15 protein-coding genes and 1 pseudogene are annotated in these 21,900 nt (G+C 42.1%); 4 read left to right on the forward strand and 12 right to left on the reverse strand.

Features of this window, described 5'->3' with window-relative positions; genetic code table 11:
• Positions 1-1,222 precede the first annotated feature (1,222 nt).
• Positions 1,223-2,599, reverse strand: coding sequence for a prephenate-dependent tRNA uridine(34) hydroxylase TrhP (trhP, locus tag AM629_RS09295; protein WP_054478282.1), 1,377 nt, complete (start codon positions 2,597-2,599; stop codon positions 1,223-1,225).
• A gap of 202 nt (positions 2,600-2,801) precedes the next feature.
• Here trhP and AM629_RS22100 point away from each other — a divergent pair, with 202 nt between their 5' ends.
• Positions 2,802-2,939, forward strand: a complete 138-nt coding sequence (locus AM629_RS22100) for a hypothetical protein (RefSeq protein ID WP_338049377.1) — start codon at positions 2,802-2,804, stop codon at positions 2,937-2,939.
• 64 nt (positions 2,940-3,003) lie between these two features.
• Here the strand turns inward: AM629_RS22100 and AM629_RS09300 are convergent, their stop codons facing one another.
• From AM629_RS09300 to AM629_RS09325, 6 genes are all read right to left on the reverse strand, one after another.
• Positions 3,004-3,348, reverse strand: a complete 345-nt coding sequence (locus AM629_RS09300) for a YegP family protein (RefSeq protein ID WP_054478284.1) — start codon at positions 3,346-3,348, stop codon at positions 3,004-3,006.
• A gap of 97 nt (positions 3,349-3,445) precedes the next feature.
• The gene (gene baeR / locus AM629_RS09305) at positions 3,446-4,150 is read right to left on the reverse strand and encodes an envelope stress response regulator BaeR (protein ID WP_054478286.1); all 705 of its coding nucleotides are present in this window, start codon (positions 4,148-4,150) and stop codon (positions 3,446-3,448) included.
• Positions 4,147-5,535, reverse strand: a complete 1,389-nt coding sequence (baeS, locus tag AM629_RS09310; RefSeq protein ID WP_054478288.1) for an envelope stress sensor histidine kinase BaeS — start codon at positions 5,533-5,535, stop codon at positions 4,147-4,149. Before baeS ends, baeR begins: the two co-directional genes overlap by 4 nt.
• Entirely contained in the window at positions 5,532-8,618 is a 3,087-nt protein-coding gene (mdtC, locus tag AM629_RS09315) for a multidrug efflux RND transporter permease subunit MdtC (RefSeq protein ID WP_054478289.1), read from the reverse strand. The genes baeS and mdtC overlap by 4 nt, the downstream gene beginning before the upstream one ends.
• Positions 8,615-11,761 carry an MdtB/MuxB family multidrug efflux RND transporter permease subunit gene (locus tag AM629_RS09320; protein ID WP_054478291.1) on the reverse strand — a complete coding sequence of 1,049 codons (3,147 nt, stop codon included), beginning with the start codon at positions 11,759-11,761 and terminating at the stop codon, positions 8,615-8,617. Before AM629_RS09320 ends, mdtC begins: the two co-directional genes overlap by 4 nt.
• Entirely contained in the window at positions 11,761-12,984 is a 1,224-nt protein-coding gene (locus tag AM629_RS09325; protein WP_054478293.1) for an MdtA/MuxA family multidrug efflux RND transporter periplasmic adaptor subunit, read from the reverse strand. Before AM629_RS09325 ends, AM629_RS09320 begins: the two co-directional genes overlap by 1 nt.
• A gap of 563 nt (positions 12,985-13,547) precedes the next feature.
• Here AM629_RS09325 and AM629_RS09330 point away from each other — a divergent pair.
• Positions 13,548-13,787, forward strand: a complete 240-nt coding sequence (locus tag AM629_RS09330; RefSeq protein WP_054478296.1) for a nucleoside hydrolase — start codon at positions 13,548-13,550, stop codon at positions 13,785-13,787.
• A gap of 293 nt (positions 13,788-14,080) precedes the next feature.
• On the opposite strand, the gene ppx is transcribed toward AM629_RS09330, so the two are convergent.
• The 5 genes from ppx to purM form a co-directional block, all read right to left on the reverse strand.
• Positions 14,081-15,613 (reverse strand): exopolyphosphatase, encoded by a 1,533-nt coding sequence (gene ppx, locus AM629_RS09335; RefSeq protein ID WP_054478298.1) that lies wholly within the window; start codon positions 15,611-15,613, stop codon positions 14,081-14,083.
• Positions 15,614-15,616: 3 nt separating this feature from the next.
• Positions 15,617-17,686, reverse strand: a complete 2,070-nt coding sequence (gene ppk1 / locus AM629_RS09340; RefSeq protein WP_054478300.1) for a polyphosphate kinase 1 — start codon at positions 17,684-17,686, stop codon at positions 15,617-15,619.
• 78 nt (positions 17,687-17,764) lie between these two features.
• On the reverse strand, positions 17,765-18,310 hold the full coding sequence (speG, locus tag AM629_RS09345) for a spermidine N1-acetyltransferase (protein ID WP_054478302.1): 546 nt from the start codon (positions 18,308-18,310) through the stop codon (positions 17,765-17,767).
• 97 nt (positions 18,311-18,407) lie between these two features.
• On the reverse strand, positions 18,408-19,046 hold the full coding sequence (gene purN / locus AM629_RS09350; protein ID WP_054478304.1) for a phosphoribosylglycinamide formyltransferase: 639 nt from the start codon (positions 19,044-19,046) through the stop codon (positions 18,408-18,410).
• Positions 19,043-20,083: a phosphoribosylformylglycinamidine cyclo-ligase gene (gene purM, locus AM629_RS09355; protein WP_054478306.1), complete on the reverse strand. Its 1,041-nt coding sequence runs from the start codon at positions 20,081-20,083 to the stop codon at positions 19,043-19,045. The genes purN and purM overlap by 4 nt, the downstream gene beginning before the upstream one ends.
• 237 nt (positions 20,084-20,320) lie before the next feature.
• Here purM and upp point away from each other — a divergent pair, with 237 nt between their 5' ends.
• Entirely contained in the window at positions 20,321-20,947 is a 627-nt protein-coding gene (upp, locus tag AM629_RS09360; RefSeq protein WP_054478308.1) for a uracil phosphoribosyltransferase, read from the forward strand.
• A gap of 67 nt (positions 20,948-21,014) precedes the next feature.
• Positions 21,015-21,763: pseudogene (locus AM629_RS09365) on the forward strand (solute carrier family 23 protein); the annotation flags it as partial.
• Positions 21,764-21,900: the final 137 nt, after the last annotated feature.

Here is a 21,900-nt window from a genome sequence, read left to right on the forward strand (position 1 = left end):
GTCCAATGATATTGTAATAATCTCTATTGATTATATGCGATTTATAATGAAATGCAATATATATTGATTTTATTTTAATGAATTCTGTAGGATTGGTTGTTATTTTTTTAATATTGATATAAATATATCTGATATTTTTTATTATATAAATCAAGTTTCTATTTTATTAATTTATCTATTATTTAGTGTCATTATATATGATAAATAATCGTCTGGGATATCAATGCTTTTAATGCTATATGATTCTGTAGGAGACAGTTTATATAGTTATTTGTTCTTTTTTAAAAATAGCCATAATGGCAAATAGTTATTGTTCTAAATTTTTAACTGTAATCTGTATTTTTCAATAAATTAATTGATTGATAAATGCATAAATGTAGTTTGATTTTGTCACAGATAGAAAATTTCTCGCCATTTTTTTATTGCAAATGTTGATATTAGATTTTATTTTTTTGCCAAAAATAATTTCCTTGTCACATTGCTTCCTTGTTGGCTATTTTGCAAATAGCATTCCATAAAATCATGTCCTGCGGTACTACTCATTGGTGTTTTATTAATTGATTATAACCATTTTTCCCTGTTCAAATTATGGATATATAAGACAGTAAAAATTCTGTGTCAAACTAATCGGGATAGGGTAATGATAGTCAGCTAGCTAATTCATGGACTCTCGTTGTCTGTAAATCAGAACCATGACGAGGGAGTTGATACCCAGAATAGTCAGGTAAATGTTGAACTAATAGTTTTAACAATAAGTAAATTGTAATTATCCTATTTCATAATTTTCACCCGATCAATTTTATCAAATCGCATAATATTTAGCCTAAATATGATGGATTTTCTGAATTATTGAATAGTGAAAAATTTTAATTACATTTCTTTAGATGGTGTTATATTTCAGTAACTATAAATATTTTCTTATTAATGTATAAGGTATAAGAAACATATTAATACAAAGATTTATTAATTTAATAGTTAAACTAATCTATTTAATTAATCATGTAAATGAACTCTGCAACTTGTTGATTTTATTATTCCAGGGGGAAAAGAAAAGGCCAGCTCAAGGGAGATTGAGCCGGCCAAGGAGGTGGTTCCTAGTCTTACTGTAATACTTTTTTAGTTTTTTATTTTTCGTCAACAATACTACGGTAAATAAAATAGTATTGATGTGATCTGTTTCTAAAAAAAGAAATATACCATCATAAGGAGGGTATATTGATGATTATTTGTCTGAATCTCGGCTCATGTGAAGAGATTGAGAATTAATACCATTTAGATTACGGATTAATAAGGCGTAATTAATATCAATTTGTTTAGGAATTGGTAAATAGACAATATACCCATCACCAGGGGCAACTTCCATTGACTGACCTTTTTTACCCTGCATTGCTTCCAGTGTGAACTGGATATTGCCTGATGGCGTCATTAATTCGAGGCGATCTCCGACCATGAATTTATTTTTGACTGCAACTTCAGCTAATCCGTTGACTCGCTCACCGGTAAATTCACCGACAAATTGCTGTGTATCGGATATCGAATAGCCGTATTCATAAGTTTGATAGGCATCATGGGTATGACGGCGTAAGAATCCTTCGGTATATCCACGGTGAGCAAGCCCTTCCAGGGTGGTTAGCAAGGTTGGATCAAAAGGTTTTCCTGCAACAGCATCATCAATAGCTCTGCGGTAAACTTGTGCTGTGCGGGCGCAGTAATAGAAAGATTTTGTGCGTCCTTCGATTTTTAGCGAGTGAACGCCCATTTTAGTTAATCGTTCAACGTGTTCAATTGCGCGTAAATCCTTAGAATTCATGATGTAAGTACCATGTTCATCCTCAAAAGCAGACATATATTCGCCTGGACGCTTCATCTCTTCGAACGTAAATACTTTATCTGTTGGTGCACCTTTTCCCAATGTTGGCTCGATATTTTTTGCCGGTATAGGCTCATGTATATGCACAATATTACCGATATCGTCTTCTTTGCCTTCTTGAATGTTGTATTCCCAGCGGCAGGCATTAGTACATGTTCCCTGATTTGGATCACGCTTATTAATATAACCGGATAGCAGGCAGCGACCGGAATAGGCCATGCACAGTGCACCATGTACGAACACTTCCAGCTCCATATCAGGAACATGTTGGCGAATCTCGTTAATTTCATCCAGAGAAAGTTCACGGGAAAGAATGACTCTGGTTAGTCCCATTTGTTGCCAGAATTTTACTGTTGCCCAATTGACCGCATTAGCTTGAACGGAAAGGTGGATTTCTATTTCTGGGAAAGCTTCACGAACCATCATAATGAGTCCGGGATCGGACATAATCAAAGCATCAGGTCCCATTTCTACGACGGGTTTCAGATCACGGATAAAGGTTTTCAGTTTGGCATTGTGCGGAGCAATATTGACTACAACGTAAAAGCGTTTGCCAAGCTCATGCGCTTCCTTAATGCCCTGTGCCAGATTTTCGTGATTAAATTCATTATTACGAACACGCAGGCTATAACGTGGTTGGCCGGCATATACGGCATCTGCGCCATAGGCAAAGGCATAACGCATATTTTTCAATGAGCCGGCAGGGGAAAGTAATTCTGGAATAAACATGTTTAAAAAATTCTCGGTCTGAATTCAGGTCAGTTTTCACTACAAAAAGTGAGGATAAGACCACGGATTCTAACGCTTAATCTGTTGGGGATACAAATTTATTAGGTAAATAGATTGAGATGGATTTTTATACTGAAGTTTTAAAATAAAAAATATTGTGTACTATGTCACCAATCGAAACTATATCAATGAGTACAAATAAATGTCAGATTTCATTGGAGGTCAGATTAACGCTGGATTTTCTATCGAAGGTTTTTATGAAGATCAGCAACCCAATCCTCGCTTTGTCGTCGATCATTTTATGCTGACATTCCTGGCAATTAAAGCAATTAAAAGATGAAGATGCACCTTATCAGTTGAATAGTAATTTCAACTGATAAGGTGCAGTTTATTATAAAAAAATATTACTCTGACTTTGTTAGATCACGAACATTCACACTGGAGCCGTTTTTAACCGCCGACTGAATGCCTTTTTTGGCAGCAGTTTCATCATCGTACAACTCGCTGAATCCGATAACTTGATAGTTTCTCGCTTTCAGCACGAAATAAGACTTACCAGCTTTGTTTTCCCTGATTTCGAAGTTCTTTTCTTCAGGGGAATTCGCCTGAATAGAACGAATCCCTTTATTCGCTGCTGCCTTTGTAGTGTACATTTCACTGGTGAGGATAACTTCACCGTTCGATGTTTTTAAGTTGAAATAATACTGCTTGTTTTTTGTCCTTTTGAGATCATAGTGACCTATAGCCATAGATAATTCCTCCAATTAAAGATGAGTATTTTTAATATAGCTGAATTTCTGACCGGTGAGAGGTTGAGAGAAACTTAATTCAATTAAAATGTGACAGTTATAACAAACGGCATATATCGGCCTCCCAGCGGTAACCAAGCCCATAAATGGAACGGATGAATGTTTTACTGCTGTCTAATTGTTCCAATTTACGGCGTAAGTTTTTAATATGGCTATCAATAGTGCGGTCCGTAACGATGCGGTGATCGTCATACAAATTATTCAGTAATTGATCGCGGGAAAACACCCGTCTAGGATGGATTGCCATTGTTTTTAGTAACCGGAATTCAACGGGAGTTAGATCCAGTATTTTGTCGCGGTAACTTGCCTGAAAGCAGGCTTCATCAATTTGTAGGTCACTTTGTTTGACAATATCCTGTGGTCGGTAACAGCGGCGGAGAATAGTTTTCACTCGTGCAACAATTTCACGTGGGCTATAAGGTTTACAGATATAATCATCTGCCCCGATTTCCAGCCCCAGTAATCGGTCAATTTCTTCGGTTTTAGCGGTGACCATAATAATAGGTACATCAGAAAAACGGCGGATTTCACGACAGACAGATAAACCATCACAACCTGGAAGCATCAGATCCAGCAAAATAATATCTGGATTGTGTTGCTGTACGTGAGGAACGACTTCATTACCACGCAGTAGCCACTGAGTCTTGTAATCAGCCGCGTTTAGATAATCAACCAGTAATTGACCGAGTTTTGGCTCATCTTCAACAATTAAAACAGTATAATGTTCAAATTCTGCATTCATGGCATTTCGCAGTCAGGGGATTTAATTAGCGGTAATTCTACGCTAATTCTCAAGCCACCTAAAGGTGAGGGTTCAGCACGTATCGTACCATTATGCGCTTCAACGATGTTATAGCCAATAGCCAACCCAAGCCCTGACCCACCACTGGCACGGTTTCGAGAAGATTCACTGCGGTAGAATCGTTCAAAGACTCGCTGACATTGTTCTGGTAACAGCCCTGGCTCGCTGTCCTGCCAGCTCAGTATAAAGTGGTTATCATCAGAGTTACCTTCAATAATCAGTTTTCCATTGTTAGCGGTATAGCGAAGGCTGTTTTCCAGTAAATTATGAAATAGTTGAGTTAATCTGCCTGGGTCAGCAAACATCATGACAATTTCAGGCAGCTTAACATCCATCTGAATTTGCTTATCAATGAAACGGCCTCGGTAAGATGCTATAGCAGCTTGAAGTAACCCACTGATATTGATAAATTCTTTCCGATATGCCAGTGCTCCGCGATCTGATAGAGATAGTTGATGCAAATCGTTAACTAGTTTGGTCAATGTGGTGATCTCTGCTAATAACGAATTGAGTGTTTCAGGTGTTGCTTTACGAACACCGTCCTGTAAAGCTTCTAATTCACCTCGCAATATAGAAAGAGGTGTGCGAAGTTCATGGGAAATATCTGCCATATAATCACGGCGCATTTGTTCATTTTTTTCCAGCGTACTGGCAAGTTGGTTAAAATTGTGGGCAAGCTGACCGATTTCATCTCTACTTGATGGTGTAACTCGGACACTAAAATCGCCTGCTGCTAGTTTATACGTCCCTTCAACCAAGCGTTTAACGGGTTTTAGCATGCCGCGGGACAACAAGAATGTCGCTATGATTGCCAGTAAGGTAGATAAGCCCGCAATTATCCAACTTGTCAGTTGTTGCTGGTGATCAAAACTGATATCAGCCTGGCGGGTGATTTTGTCAGATGTACTGACAATGACCCAACCGACTATCTGATTATTATAGTTAATTGGTTCGCGATAGGTATCGGATGGAATTTCACCTTCGTGACCGACCAGTAGTTTCATATCACTATCCACGACCCAAAACTGAGTTCGCCAGCCGCGAGGCGGTGGACCCTGGCGGCTTTCACTGGTTTGTTCAATAGAACGGATGATTTGAAAAATGATCCGATTATTCTTCTTTAAGAATTTCCAGCTACCATATTGTTGATATTGTTCAGCTAGTGCTTCAGCTAGCATAGAAGTGCGTAACTGGATGTTTTGTTTTATATAACCAATAAAACCATGCTGAAAACTGCTTCTGATACCCCAGTGCATGGTAATAAGTACCAGCATACAAGTGGCAAAGATAGCCATAAATAGTTTGCCACTGATACCGAGTTTCATGATTGCCCCGCAATTTGTTTGGTGGTGCGTCGTTGTTGCCATTTCTCTCTTAATCGATCAAAACAGAGATAGACCACCGGTGTGGTATATAATGTTAAAAGTTGGCTCATGACCAGACCACCAACAATGGTAATTCCTAATGGTTGGCGCAACTCCGCGCCATCACCATTACTCAAAACCAATGGCAGGGTACCAAACAAGGCGGCAAGTGTAGTCATCAGAATTGGGCGGAAACGTAACAGGCTAGCCTGGAATATCGCATCACGGGCACAGATATTGCCTTTACGTTGGGCTTCAATGGCAAAATCCACCATAATAATGGCATTTTTTTTCACGATACCAATCAACAACATGATGCCTATTAAGGCTATCAGGCTGAATGGAGTGTTAAATAGTTCCAATGCCAACAAAGCACCAATACCGGCAGAAGGCAAAGTAGAGAGAATGGTCAGTGGGTGGATATAACTTTCATACAATATTCCTAACACCAGATAAACGGTGATAATTGCAGCCAGAATCAGGAATAACTGTGATTTCACTGCTTCTTGAAAAATTTGAGCCGTGCCTGCAAAAGTGCTGCGAACAGTTGGAGGCACACCAAGTTCAGTGATGGTCCTTTCAATAGCATTGATAGCATCGGAGAGGGTATAACCTTTTGGTACGTTAAAGGAAATGGTAGAGGCAGCAGAAAGCCCCTGATGATTCACACTTAGCGGCGCATTAGCGGGCTGCCAGTGAGCAAAATAGGAAAGTGGAATTGCCTCTCCTTTATTGTTAATCATAAACATTTTTTCCAATGCGCTGACATCTTGTGTATATTCCGGTGCAACTTCCATTACAACTTTATACTGATTAAGTGGCTGATAAATAGTAGATATTTGTCGCTGGCCAAACGCGTTATTCAGTAAACTATTTGCTTCACTGACATTAATTCCCAGCCGTGACATGGTATCGCGGTCATAAGTTATTGCCATTTCAGCTCCCTTATCTTCTTTATCTGAATTCACATCGGCCAGTTGAGGCAATTGCCCTAATGCCTTACGGATAACGGGTTCCCATTTGCGTAGATCATTGAGGTCATCTGCCAGTAATGTAAACTGGTAGCTTGCATTACTTTGGCGACCACCCGCTCTGATGTCTTGTACTGGAATTAAAAACAGGTTTGCCCCCGGCTCATTAGCAAGTTTGGTTCTCAGGCGTGAAATAACTTGTTCAGCGTTGTCTGAGCGCTCTTTTAGCGGCTTCAAAGAGATAAACATAAAACCGCTGTTTACCTGCCAGCCGCCGGTAAAACCGGTAACGCTATCTACCGCAGGATCGGCATTAATTATCTGCATAAAATTTTTCATTTTTTCACGCATAGACTGGAAAGAGATACTTTGATCTGCCCGGACGAATCCTAACAACCGGCCAGTATCTTGTTCTGGGAAAAAAGTTTTTGGAATATTGATATAGAGCCAGACGTTTAGGGCAATAGTGCCAGCCAGAATTAACAGCACCCAGCGGCTATGATTAAGAACCCATATTAGGGAGCGGCCATAACCTTGCTGAATTTTCAGCAGAACTTTGCCAAACCCGCGAATTTTTTCCTGTGCTTTGGTGCGTTGGGGTTTCAGCAAATGAGCACACATCATTGGGGTCAATGTTAAAGAGACCAACAACGAGATACCGATTGCTGTCGTTAGCGTAATAGCAAATTCACGGAATAGCCGACCAACCAACCCATCCATTAGCAGAAGAGGGATAAAGACTGCGACCAGCGAAATACTCATGGAAAGGACGGTAAAGCCCACTTCTTGAACACCTCGCAGCGCCGCTTGCATAGGTTTAATGCCAGCTTCAAGGTGGCGGGAAATATTTTCCAATACCACAATAGCATCATCTACGACGAATCCTGTTGCAATCGTCAGTGCCATCAGGGAAAGGTTGTTAAGACTAAAACCGCACAAATACATGGCGGTAAAAGTTCCAATGAGTGAAACAGGTACGGCAATCGCTGGGATCAATGTTGCCCGGCCAGAACGTAGGAACAGGAATACCACCAGAATCACCAGTCCGATAGCAATTACCAACGCACGCTCCACCTCTGCTAATGAAGCACGAATAGTTGGTGTGCGATCCTGAGCAACTTTAAGTTGAATAGAGGCGGGGATGGATTCACGTAATGCAGGTAATTGTTCACGGATACGGTTTACCGTGGCGATAATATTTGCGCCAGCTTCACGGCGAATGATAAGCAAAATAGCCGGTTCACCGCCAGACATACCGGCTGCTCTGACATTCTGAACCGAGTCTTTTATATTCGCTACATCTTGTAGCCGCACTGGTGAGCCGTTTTTGTAGTGAACGATTATCGGTCGATAACTTTCAGCGGTTTTCAGCTCATCGTTGGTTTGGATCTGCCAGCGTTGCTGATCTGAATCCACATATCCTTGTGGGAGGCGAACATTTGCGTTGCTGATAGCTTTACGTATGGTATCTAGAGAAACCCCTTGATTAAACAGAGCGTTAGGATTCAATTCAATTCTCACTGCGGGTAGAGAACTTCCTCCAACAGAAACTTCACTGACTCCTTCGACTTGTGCAATTTTCTGGGCGAGTTGAGTAGACGCTAAATCGTAAAGTTGCCCCTGATTATAGGTATCAGAAGTCAGTGTTAGGATCATAATGGGGGCATCGGACGGATTGGCTTTGTGGTAACGTGGTCTACTGTGCATACCGGAAGGTAACATATTTTGAGCGGCATTCAAGGCTGCTTGTACATCCCGGGCGGCGCTATTAATATCGCGGCTCAAATCAAATTCAAGCGTAATATTTGTACTGCCAAGTGAACTACTGGACGTCATCTCATTGACACCGGCAATTCGTCCCAATGCCCGTTCCAGCGGAGTAGCAATAGATGATGCCATTGTTTCCGGTGATGCTCCTGGCAATGAGGCATAAACGGTGATTACCGGGAAATCCACTTGCGGCAAAGGGGAAACCGGCAACAGGGTAAATCCTAATAACCCGCATAGGGTTATAGCTAAACTGAGCAGCGTTGTGGCAACAGGGCGCTGGATAAATAAAGCAAAAAACTTCACCGTAGCTCCTGATTATTAATAGATGAATTATCCTGCTCGCTAGGTTTGCGATTACGACGATAGTGCGCCAGTCTGTCAAACAGTAAATAGACGACCGGAGTTGTAAACAGCGTCAGGATCTGGCTCATAATCAGTCCGCCAACCATACAAATTCCCAATGGTCGGCGTAATTCGGCGCCTACACCGGCGCTGAGCATCAATGGTAAAGCACCAAACAATGCGGCCATGGTGGTCATCAGAATTGGACGGAAACGCAACAAACAAGCCTGATAAATCGCTTCATAAGGGGATAACCCCTGTTCGCGTTCTGCCGCCAGAGCAAAATCGATCATCATGATAGCGTTTTTCTTCACAATACCTATCAGCAGGATAATGCCGATGATTGCAATAACATCCAGTTCTTGACCTGTCATCATCAGTGCTAGCAGTGCACCCACTCCCGCTGTTGGCAGCGTGGAGAGAATTGTTACCGGATGAATAAAACTTTCGTACAGTATTCCCAGCACAATATACATGGCGATAACAGCGGCAGCGATCAGCCATAATGTATTGCCGAGTGCGCTTTCAAATGCCAGCGTTGTTCCCTGGAATTTAATGGTTATATCTTTGGGCATTTCAATTAATTGCGCTGCATTGCGAACAGCATTGACTGACTGCTCAAGAGAAGCATTTCCCGATACGTTGAAAGAAAATGTTGCTGCGGGGAATTGTGCCAGGTGGTTAATTGCTAACGGGCCAAATCTTTGTTCAACAGTAGCGATAGCGCTGAGTGGTACGGTATTACCATCAATTCCGTTGAGACGGATGTTATCAAATGCGGCCAGTCCCGGGGTCGATTTCACATCATGTTCTAGTACGACTCGATACTGATTGGCCTGAGTATAAATTGTTGAAATCAGTCGCTGACCAAATGCATTGTAGAGGGTGTTATCGATAGCCGCCATTGAGATACCTAACCGACTAGCAATGTCTCTGTCTACTTTAACATAGGCGATCAGCCCTTGTGCTTGCCAGTCACTGTTGATATCAACCAGTTCTGATCTCTGTTTCAGTTCAGTCAATAACTTCGGTACCCATATACTCAATTCATCTAGGGAAGTTGCTTGCAATGTGAATTGATATTGGTTACGTGTAACCTGAGTATCAATCGTCAGATCTTGCATGGGTTGCAGATAGAGTTTTACGTCTGGTATGGACGCAATTTTTTCCTGTAAACGCGGAATAATTTCAGCGATTCTGTCGTTACGTTGGTTGAGTGGTTTCAGCGTAATTTGTAGCCGCCCATTATTTAGCGTTGGGTTACTACCGTCAACGCCAACAAATGTAGTGACATTTTCTATTGCGGGATCTTGCAACAATAAGGACGAAACCTGTCTCTGTTTATCTGCCATTGCCGCAAAAGATACTGATGGCGGTGCTTCTAATGTTCCCTGAATCAGCCCGTTATCTTGCAATGGGAAAAAACCTTTTGGAATAATGACATAGAGCATGGCGGTTAGTGCCAGTGTGCTTAGGGCGATACCAAGTGTGATCCACGGGTGGTTTAGTGCTTTTTTCAGCCATACTGTATAACCAGTAATTATCCGTTCGAAAAAGTGTTCACTGGCCTGTTCAAAGCGATTGTGCTTTACCTGTGATTCCGATTTGAGCATTCTGGCGCACATCATGGGTGTTAATGTTAGTGAGACAATGGCAGAAATCAGAATTGCAATGGCTAGAGTAATGGCAAACTCACGGAAAAGGCGGCCAACGATGTCGCCCATGAAAAATAACGGGATCAACACGGCGATTAGAGAGAAAGTTAGAGAGATAATGGTGAAACCGATTTCACCGGCACCTTTCAATGCTGCGGCCATCGGTTTCTCGCCTTGTTCTATATAGCGGGAGATATTCTCGATCACCACAATGGCGTCATCCACCACAAACCCGGTGGCAATGGTGAGGGCCATGAGTGTCAGGTTATTAATGGAGAAGCCGCAGAAATACATTACTGCGAATGTGCCGACCAGTGAAAGGGGAACTGCGATACTTGGAATAAGTGTTGCGATGCCGTTACGTAAAAACAGATAAATCACCATAACAACTAGCACAATTGACAGTAGCAGCTCAAACTGAACATCTTTTACTGAAGCACGAATAGTTGTCGTGCGGTCAGTCAGAATTTTTATATCGACAGATTTTGGCAAACTGCTAATGAGTTCCGGTAACATCTGACGAATGTTATCTGTAGTTTCAATTACGTTGACACCCGGCTGGCGCTGAACATTAATCACAATTGCCGGTTTACCATTTGCCCATGCGCCTAGCTTGATATTTTCGGCCCCTTGCTCAATAGTTGCTACATCTCGTAATCGTACGGGTGCACCATTTTTATAGGCAACGATCAGTTTGCGATAATCATCAACGGATTTCATCTGATCATTGGCTGAAAGCGTGACAGAACGGGTTGGTCCGTCAAGACTACCTTTGGCTGAGTTAACATTGGCACTGTTGATGGCGGTACGGATAGTTTCGCTATCTAATCCCTGAGCAGCGACAGCTTGAGCATTCAGTTTCACTCTGACTGCTGGGCGCTGCCCGCCGGCAAGTGTTACCAATCCAACACCATTTACCTGTGAAATTTTTTGTGCGACGCGGGTTTCCACCATATCCTGAATCTGAGTCATCGGCATGGCATCGGAGGTTATTGCCAGCGTTAAAATTGGTGGATCAGCGGGGTTAACCTTGTTGTAAATAGGTGGATAGGGTAGGTCATTGGGTAATAAGTTGCTGGCAGCGTTAATGGCAGCCTGTACTTCTTGTTCGGCTACATCCAATGGCAATGTCAGTTGAAATTGTAATGTGATAACTGAAGCACCACCGGAGCTTTGGGATGCCATTTGTTTAAGGCCGGACATCTGTCCGAGTTGGCGTTCCAATGGCGCTGTTACCGCAGAGGTCATCACATCAGGGCTTGCGCCAGGGTAGAGTGTGACTACTTGAATTGTGGGATAGTCCACTTCCGGTAAAGCGGACACGGGCAACATGCGATAGCCGATAATTCCTGCCAGTAGGATTGCCACCATAAACAACGTGGTAGCGACGGGACGCAGGATAAACTGGCGGGATGGCCCGCCCCTCGGTATCTGGGCGTTTACCTGCATCAGGAGTTCTCCGCCTTGTTATTATGTGGTTGGATTTTAATTTTATTTACCATCGGAGTAACGATATCTACCTTATCGCCGTCTGTCAGGCGGTCGATACCATCAGTAACCACTTTGTCACCTTCTGTCAGGCCAGAGCTGATAACAACGCGTTGGGCATCCTGTAATTTGACCGTGACCAAATGCTTGCTAACTTTGTTATCTTTATCCAGTATCCAAACAAAATTCCCTTCATGACCCATTTGCAGCGCGGCATTTGGGATCACAACTACGTTTTCCAATGTATCGACTTTGATATGAATATTAACGAACTGATTAGGGAATAGAATTTCATCCTGATTAGAAAAACGGGCTTTGAGCTTAATCGTGCCGGTAGCGGTATCGATTTGATTATCGATACTTAACAGTTTTCCTTCGGCAAGTTGTTGTTGATTACTGCGATCCCATGCGCGGACAACAACGTCATGATTCCTTTTTTGAGCTTGTAAAACCGTGTTGATATCGTTTTCCGGTAGTGAAAAGAGCGCATCGACTGGATCAGTTTGTGTAATAACCACAATAGGGGAATTGTTGCCACTGGAGATAAAATTTCCCACATCGATCTGTTTCAGACCTACTCGACCAGAAATTGGTGCAGTAATACGGCTGTAAGCGAGCTGAAGTTTTGCATTATCAATGATCGCTTGATCAACTTTCAGGCTGGCTTCATGTTGATGGACAAGTGCACGTTGATTATCCATTTCTTGTTGGGAAATTAGTCTGGTGTTTGCCAGCTTCTGATAGCGATTCAGATCTTGACGAGCATTAACCAGTACGGCTTGATCTTTGGCAAGCTGGCCTTCAGCTTGTGCTAATTGAACCTGAAAAGGACGTGGATCAATTTCGGCCAGTAAGTCACCTTGTTTAATTTGTTGACCTTCTTGAAAGTGTAGTGCCATAAGCTGACCTTCTACCCGGCTGGTCACGGTGACTGTATTCGCAGCTTGAATAGTGCCTAGTCCGGTCAGATAACGGGGCACTGCCTGTTTTTTTGCCGTGGCAGCTTGAACTGGGGGTAAAGGAGAACGTCTTGAGACAGAAGATTGAGCAGACACACTGGATTGCGCATTTTTCTTCTGAGGAGTAGAAGATGTTTTAAATTGATGCCAGACAAATATAGCAATAGCAACTGTAACGGTGGCTAATATTGCACGGAAAAGGCGGCGTTTATTATTTTTATTCATTTATTCGACATTCTCTCAAAACTCAAGGTATCACTTGATTTATGTACGGCTGCATTATCGATTTAATCATATGTTATTAGTTTAGCCAGTGAGGATAGACTAAAAAATGGAGGAAATGTGGAAATTATGTCAAGGAAGTGCTTTTTAAGGTAAATTAAGGTGTTTTTTGTCATTTTTTTCGAGGCGGCTCCAAAAATTGTGTAACTGATGATTGGGTCGCTTTAATTTTTTCGCAATTATTAGAACATATATTTATTTTTTGATGAAGATTCAGGCCAATTATAAAACACCGGTGAAGTAGAAAGGATAGAAATAGCTATATCCTTTTTGTCTAATAACTAAGTATAGTTTGGAAGAGATAAATCTAATGAACAACTTTAATTGTTTATGTTAATAGGTTGTTTTTTTGTCATTTTATTTATTGATGATGCATTGTGAAATAGATCACATATTTGCTATATATCTCTGTGCATCTTGCTTCTTTATTGTAGAAAAAGGTCATGTGACTTTTTTTAGAGCAGCTTATAACCTAATGTAAGGGACATTATAAAGAGGAGGATATTATGAGACATTTAATTATTGATACAGATACTGCTTCCGATGATGCAGTTGCCTTGTTGATGGCGTTACGGGAGCCTTCAGTTTTTATTGAAGGTATCACTATTGTTGCGGGGAATTGTACGGTCTCTCAGTGTAAGAAAAATGCGTTAGTCAGTATTGAAAAAGCGGGGATGTATATTCCTCCGGTATATGAAGGAATGAGTAAACCATTATTTAGAGAGCACTATACCCTTCATCCTTGAAGTTGCGGCTTTGTTGGCTGCGTTCACTTGCCGCCGCGCTGAAAATTGAAATCTATTGGGTATATATTTCATATCACATTCATGGGAAAGATGGTATGGGTGATATGAATTTACCATAATCTCCATGAATAGCAGAAGATAAACATGCGGTTTGCGGTCTGTTTATTTTTCTGATGATGATCCAATGCCACAATAGACGAATAAATAAAGCACCCGAACAAAATTAAAAAACTGATAAGTAAAATTAGTTTGGTAATTTGAGATCGTTTCTTTTTCTTCATAGATTTAGGCTGCTATGCTGATTCTTCTTCTATTTCCAGTTGCCAACCAGTAACATTATGCCAGTAGTCCTGCTCTTTTTCTAAATCAATCTGCATCAGGGTATTTTCTGATAAATAATTGTGAGGTAGATAGAGTGTCCAATGATTATCATCAGTTACCAGTCTGAGTGATTTAGGTATTGTTGTGGATTGGCGCTGATTGTTAAGTAAAGTAGCCAGGCGCAGGATTTGAATTAATGGCAAATATTGTTTTTTCTTGAATAAATTGAATTTTGGTAAATCATCCAGTTTTATTGTTTTGCGATGATAGCGAACCAGTGTCGCCAGTAGTAATTGTTGTTCCTGATTAAAACCTGGCAAATTAGTATGTTGGAGAATGTAGGCAGAATGTCGCTGTAATCCGCTTAAGTTAATATTTAGCCCAACTTCATGTAACATTGCCGCCCAATGTAAGATAGCCTCAAGTTGAGGTTGCACTAGTTTTGAATTCTGGATTGCCCACTGTTTGTAAAGCACTTCTGTCGTATCAAGTACACGCTTTGCCTGTTCTCTGTCGATATTATAGTGTTCAGCCAGGCTTTTTGCGGTTCTCCGGCGAATATCTTGATGGCGAAAGCGACCTTCCATTTCATATAAAACACCTTCGCGCAGAGCGCCATCTGATAACTGTAATTCTTTTATATGTAGGGCATCGAATACACCACATAAGATAGCCAGACCGGGAACAAAAACTTGTTTACGATCATCAGATAATTCGGGCAGACTGAGGGTCTTAAGCTTTTTGAATTTAAGAACTTCTTTGACTAGCATCTCTAGTCGTTCTGGTGTGATTAATCCGTCTTTTTCTCCCATTGCAACCAGTACTTCATAAACCGCTTTAATTGTCCCGGATGCGCCAAGCGCCGAATTCCAGCCTGTAATACGGTACTGCCATGAGAGGTTTTCCAGTTTTTGAGCTGCTTCAAGCCGTGCTCTGCGGAATCTTTCTGCACTGATTTCTTCATCCGGAAAAAATTGGTGAGCGAAATTAATACATCCCATTCGGCGACTTTCTACCAATAAGGGGTCAAAGTTTTCACCGATCACTAATTCTGTGGAACCACCACCAATATCAATCACCAGTTTTCTATCTTGTTCTGGTTGAGTATGCTCCACTCCCATATAGATCAAACGGGCTTCTTCATGGCCGGAAATAATTTCAATCGGGTAGGGGATAACTTCTTTTGCCCGTTTGATAAACTCTTTTGCGTTACTGGCTTCACGTAAGCTGTGGGTCCCTACCAGACAAACGTTGTCAGCCGGAAAACCTTGTAACCGTTCAGCAAACAGGGCAAGGCAAGCCAGGCCGCGTTCTATTGCTTCTTCACTTAATTCATTTTTATGGTTAAGGCCGTAAGCTAGGTAGACACGTTGTTTTAAGCGGCCAAGAATCTGCAAGGCACCGTTAACAATTCGTGCAATGACCATATGGAAACTGTTTGAACCTAAATCGATTGCTGCAATTTCCATTGGTCTTGGCGTGGACTTATCGTGTGTTAGCGGCATAAATTAAGCTCTTGGTCCAGGTTGTTCGAGGGATTTTATATAGTCATAAATAGCCATCTGTGCGCGGATCTTCCGTTTATTGCCTCGTGGCACATAACTGTTGCTCAATTCTTTATCGACATAACGGGCTTTCACCGTATCATTAAATTGCAATTCGAGAATATCCAATACGCGTTGTTTCAATTGGGGATCGAGCACGCAGACAGCAACTTCAATCCTGTAGTCGATATTACGGGTCATCCAGTCGGCAGAGGAGAGAAAGACTTTTTCATCTCCGTTATTGGTAAATACGTAAACTCGATCATGTTCAAGGAAACGGTCAACAATGCTGGTAATCTGAATGTTTTCGCTAAATCCCAGCTGGTTTGGTACTAGCGAACACATACCGCGTATCAGCAGGCGTATTTTTACACCGGCTTCAGAAGCGTCGTACAGACGGTCTACCAGCTCTTTATCAACAAGATTATTGATTTTTAATGTGATACCCGCAGGTTTATCTGCTTTGGCATTTTCTATTTCTTGTGAAATAAGTTGGTTGAGCATTGCACGAGAATTCTGTGGTGAAACCATCAGGTTTTCAAATTTAACCGGACGATAGGGGTTTTCAATAAAGTTGAATACTCGGCGTACTTCGTTGGTGATTTTCGGATTTGCTGTCAGCAGGGAATAGTCTGTATAAAGACGGGCTGTTTTTTCATTAAAGTTACCGGTACCGATATGGGCATAACGAATAATTTCTTCGCCTTCGATACGGGAAATAAAAAATAGTTTTGCGTGAATTTTTAATCCTAGTGCGGAGAAGATAACATGTACTCCCGCTTCAGTCAGCCGTTTGGCCCAGTGAATATTGGCCTCTTCATCAAACCGTGCTTGTAATTCAACAACAACAGTGACCTTTTTACCGTTATGAGCAGCATGAATCATTGAATCAATAATGCGAGAATCTTTTGCAACCCGATAAATATTGATTTTGATGGAAAGTACACTCGGATCGAAAGAAGCTTGGCGCAATAATTCTAATACATGTTCAAAGGTATGATAGGGATAATAGAGTAGAACATCCTGTTCACGGATAGCATCAAAACCATTGCGGAAATAATCAAACCAGATGTGACGTAATCTCGGCAGTGGTTTATTCAGTAAGTTTTTATTCCCCTCATTGGGAAATTTAATAAAATCTTTAAAATTGTGATAGCGCCCACCCGCGATTACAGAGTCATCATTCGATAGACCAAGTTTGTTACGCAGTAATTCCACCATTTCATCTGGCATTTCTCGCTGATAAACGAACCTTACCGGTTCCGCAGTCAGTCGTTGTTTCAATGTGGATGACATCAATTCAAGCAAGCTAGACTCCATTTCTGTTGCCAAATCATATTCAGAATCGCGAGTCATTTTCATTGAATAGGCGTTGAGTGAATCATAATCGAAGAATCCTTTGAAAATTTCATCAAGACAGTAACGTAGGATATTGTCTAATAAAATCATTGACTTGCGTCGTCTTGGCATTTCGGGAGGCAAGTTAACAAAACGGGGAACTTTATCTGATGGTAGTTCCAGCAATGCATATTGAGTATTTTGACCATGTATAATTTCGATCGCCAGATAGGTGTAATCATCTTTTAGGAATTCAACCAGATTAGTTTCCGGGTTAATCAAGATGGGCGTGATATGTGGTCGCAAATGTTGACGGAAATATTGCCTCAACCAGATTTGCTGGTTAGGTGAAATCTGCCGTTCATTGATCAGGAAGATTTGATTGCGGGCCATTTCCAGCAATAATTCGTTATAGAGCACATCGAATTCTTGATCGGTTTTGGCCACTTTGGTTTGAATTTTTTTCAGTACGTGCCGGGCGCTGGTAGCTGATCCACGTTCTTCATTAATCAGGATTCGTCGTTTCACATCAGCAAACCGGACTTTGTAGAATTCATCCAGATTATTAGAGTAAATACCCAGGAACCGCATCCTTTCAATTAATGGATTGCTCTTATCCGCCGCTTCCTGAAGCACACGTTCGTTGAATGATAACCAACTAAGTTCTTTCTCGGTATAGAGCCTGTCTTGGGACATCGTTACTCCGGTGTTCAGGTAAAAGTATTGAGATTTACTAGCTTGCCAGTTGCTAAAATCTTGCGTCTAACCGCTGGTTTAGGCTTTTTCACCTGCCTTAGATGCAAAATATTGATGTTGGAAAATACACATGCGAATCGCTGTGCGGTAACGGCCATTAATAAAGAATTCATCTATTAATTCGCCTTCAATACAGAAACCCAGCTTATTATAGATATAAATGGCCTTGGAATTTTCTTTATCAACAATTAGGTAGAGTTTGTATAGATTAAGCACAGAAAATGCGTATTCCATTGCTAATTTTGCCGCTTTAGTCGCATGCCCTTGGCCCTGATAAGCTGGCGCGATAATTATCTGAAATTCTGACCGACGATGGATATAGTCGATTTCGACTAACTCAACCAACCCAACTTTAGAATCAGAACTCTCGATAATAAACCGGCGTTCGCTTTGGTCGTGAATATGTTTGTCATAGAGATCGCACAGTTCAACAAAAGCTTCATAAGGTTCTTCGAACCAGTAACGCATCACGCTGGCGTTGTTATCTAATTGATGGACGAAAGGCAAATCTTCCCGTTCAAGTGGACGTAACCTAACAGGTGGAGTATGAGAGCCACCAGACATTTGACACCTCGGTGTTTTTAATAAAAGGGTATTGTTAATATAGTTCGCAGTGCTGGGTATCTTACCACAGCACTGTAATTAGCGGTTAATAAATAGATTATTCTGCGGCGTAACCTTGTGCGGGAAGAGAATTTCCATCCAGATACGCTTTGCCATTGATCATACTCAGGCGTCCTTCGACAAACCAGTTGATGACTAATGGATAGATATTGTGCTCCTGAGTCTGAACCCGTTTAATAACGTCCTCTTCTTGGTCATCTGCAAAAACAGGAACCTTGGCTTGCAGGATCACTGGACCGCCATCCAGCTCTTCTGTCACAAAATGGACCGAAGTCCCGTGCTCGGTATCACCATTTTCTATCGCTTTATGGTGAGTATGCAGGCCGGGGTATTTTGGCAACAAGGAAGGATGGATATTCAGTAGGCGACCAAGATAGTGTTGAACGAATTCAGGTGTCAAAATGCGCATATAACCCGCGAGAACGACTAAATCTGGCTGATACTGATCAATGGCGTGTTTCAATGCTTCATCATAAGCTTGACGATCTGCATAGTTTTTGGGGCTGACAACATGAGCTGGGATATTGGCTTGTTTAGCTCGCAACAAGCCGTAAGCGTCTGCTTTATTACTGAATACGGCACAAATCCGCCCACTGATTTTATTCAGTTGACAGGCATCAATCACCGCCTGAAGATTGCTGCCGTTGCCAGAGATTAATACAACGATGTTTTTCATTTAATAACAACCTGTTGTTCACCTTCTTTCAGTGTAGCAATGGTGCCGATTTGCCAGGCTTTTTCACCAGCCGCATTGAGTAATTCAACTGCATGTTCTGCTGCTGTTTGTGGTAATGCAATCACCATTCCGACACCACAGTTGAATGTACGATACATTTCATGACGACTGACATTACCGGTCTGTTGCAGCCAGTCAAATATTGCCGGCCATTGCCAGCTGGATTCATTAATCTGTGCCTGGGTATTTTCAGGCAGGACACGTGGAATATTTTCCCAGAAACCGCCACCCGTTAGGTGAGCAATAGCGTGAACGTCAACTTTTTCAATCAAGGATAAAACGGATTTAACATAAATTTTTGTTGGGGCAAGTAGGTGATCTGCCAGCGGTTTGCCTTCAAGCTCCGTTACTTCTGGATTTGTATTGCTGACTGACAGAATTTTGCGTACCAGAGAATAACCGTTTGAGTGTGGGCCACTGGCGGCCAAGGCGATCAGGGTATCACCCGCCTGAACTTTGCTGCCGTTAATGATTTCTGATTTTTCAACGACACCAACACAGAAGCCAGCAACATCATAATCTTCACCATGATACATCCCAGGCATCTCTGCGGTTTCACCGCCCACCAGAGCGCAGCCTGATAATTTACAACCTTCTGCGATACCGGTGATAACACTGGATGCTGTATCAACATCCAGTTTCCCAGTTGCATAATAATCAAGGAAAAATAGAGGTTCTGCGCCCTGGACAACCAGGTCATTAACGCACATTGCAACTAAATCAATGCCGATAGTGTCATGGCGTTTGAGATCCATTGCCAGACGCAATTTAGTACCAACACCGTCGGTACCGGAAACTAGAATGGGTTCGCGGTATTTTTGTGGTAATGCACATAAAGCACCAAACCCCCCTAAACCCCCCATGACTTCTGGACGACGGGTCTGTTTTACAACACCTTTAATACGGTCTACCAAGGCATTACCAGCGTCAATATCTACACCGGCATCTTTATAGCTAAGAGAGGTTTTGTTGGTCACTGCGAAGTCCCCAAGGCGGTTGTATTTGATAAATTAAGATAGAGCATTAGTCATTCTATCAGTCTAAGCAAACGTTTGCGAGACCCTTGTTGAGGATCTCATTATCAGAGAAAAAAGTAACAAAGGGTTTGTGCTTGATTAAAATCAATAGATTGATAGTGGTGTTATGGGTAAAAGAAGGTATAATCCCGCGGTTTTTTTGTCTGCCGGTGACATGACATACAGTAGGAGAAGTCCATGAAGATCGTTGAGGTGAAACACCCCCTTGTTAAACATAAACTCGGCCTGATGCGAGCGAATGATATCAGCACCAAACGCTTTCGTGAACTGGCCGCAGAAGTTGGAAGCCTTTTGACTTATGAAGCAACTGCTGATTTAGAAACGGAGAAAGTCACTATTGATGGCTGGTGTGGCCCGGTAGCAGTTGAACAGATTAAAGGTAAAAAAATAACAGTTGTGCCTATTCTGCGTGCAGGGCTGGGGATGATGGATGGGGTATTAGAGAATGTCCCGAGCGCTCGGATCAGTGTCGTAGGTGTTTACCGCAATGAAGAAACGTTAGAGCCTGTCCCTTATTTTCAAAAACTTGCTTCCAATATTGATGAACGCATGGCTTTGGTGGTTGACCCAATGTTGGCAACCGGTGGCTCCATGATTGCAACTATCGATTTACTGAAAAAAGCAGGTTGCCAGTCAATTAAAGTTTTGGTTCTGGTTGCAGCACCTGAAGGTATTGCAGCGCTAGAAAAAGCCCACCCAGATGTAGAACTGTATACCGCTTCTGTTGATGAGAGACTCAATGAACAGGGATACATTGTCCCCGGCCTGGGAGATGCCGGCGATAAAATATTTGGTACGAAATAAATAAGTTAGATAGCCGACTTTTGAGTCGGCTTTTTTTTGGCTCGTGACGCATTAAGAGGATAAATAAATGACCCGTCGCACTATTGGGGTAGATGAACGGCCTCCATTTTTACAAACCATTCCGCTGAGTTTCCAACATCTTTTTGCTATGTTTGGTGCAACGGTATTGGTGCCGATTCTGTTTAAAGTCAACCCGGCGACGATTTTGCTATTTAACGGTATCGGCACATTATTGTATCTGATTATCTGTAAGGGAAAAATTCCGGCGTATTTGGGATCAAGTTTCGCCTTTATTTCGCCGGTTTTATTGTTGTTACCACTGGGATATGAATTGGCTCTGGGGGGCTTTATTGTCTGCGGGGTGTTGTTTTGTTTGGTTTCGCTGATTGTGAAGGTAGCAGGGCGGGTTGGATCAATGTGCTGTTTCCACCTGCGGCAATGGGTGCCATTGTTGCCGTTATCGGTTTGGAGCTTGCGGGTGTTGCGGCTGAGATGGCAGGTCTGCATCCGGCGGAAGGTGCTGACATTAATACAACAACGTTGACAATCTCTCTGGTCACATTGGCTGTCACTATTCTTGGTTCAGTTATGTTCCGTGGATTTCTGGCTATCATTCCAATTCTGATTGGCGTATTGGTCGGTTATGCGCTGGCATTCTTGATGGGTGAAGTTGATCTGACACCGGTACGTGAAGCGCCGTGGTTTGCGTTGCCTACTTTCTACACACCACGTTTTGAATGGTTTGCTATTATGACGATTTTGCCGGCGGCACTGGTTGTTATAGCAGAACATGTTGGTCATTTAGCGAAAAACGCCGTAAACCCTTGCCCAGTGCGAGGGTGTCGCAAAAGTTATCCCTTATCAGTTAATATCTTGGTTCCCATTCCAAATTCAGAACTTCTATTATGACCACATTCCTACGACAACTGATGCCTTCCGTTCACACCGGGCGT

The sequence above is a fragment of the Photorhabdus heterorhabditis genome (genome assembly GCF_001280945.1).
GTDB lineage: Bacteria > Pseudomonadota > Gammaproteobacteria > Enterobacterales > Enterobacteriaceae > Photorhabdus > Photorhabdus heterorhabditis.